The organism is Actinoalloteichus spitiensis RMV-1378 (genome assembly GCF_000239155.1).
In the GTDB taxonomy this organism is placed as follows: Bacteria; Actinomycetota; Actinomycetes; order Mycobacteriales; family Pseudonocardiaceae; genus Actinoalloteichus_B; species Actinoalloteichus_B spitiensis.
Map to the genome: position 1 here is coordinate 1 of NZ_AGVX02000882.1, position 291 is coordinate 291.

Consider the following 291-nt stretch of genomic DNA (forward strand, 5'->3'; position numbering starts at 1 on the left):
GTGAAGCTGCGGGGGTTCCGCATCGAACCCGGTGAGATCGAGCGGGCCATGACACGGCACCACGCCGTGGCCGACGCCGCCGTCATCCTTCGGGAGGACAGCCCGCACGTCCGGCGACTCGTCGGATACGTGGTGCCCAGCGGGGACGACCGGATCGATCTGGACGAACTGCGAGACCGGCTGAACGACGCGCTTCCCGCGCACATGGTTCCCGCCGCCTTCGTCGCGCTCGACGCGTTCCCGCTGACTTCGAACGGCAAGGTGGACCGGCGGGCGCTGCCCGCACCGGAA

1 protein-coding gene is annotated in these 291 nt (G+C 70.1%); it reads left to right on the forward strand.

Annotation, left to right across the window (positions count from 1 at the left end; translation table 11 throughout):
• Positions 1-291, forward strand: a 291-nt coding sequence (locus tag ACTIDRAF_RS31615) for an AMP-binding enzyme (protein ID WP_039789974.1), incomplete at both ends; no start/stop codon positions are given.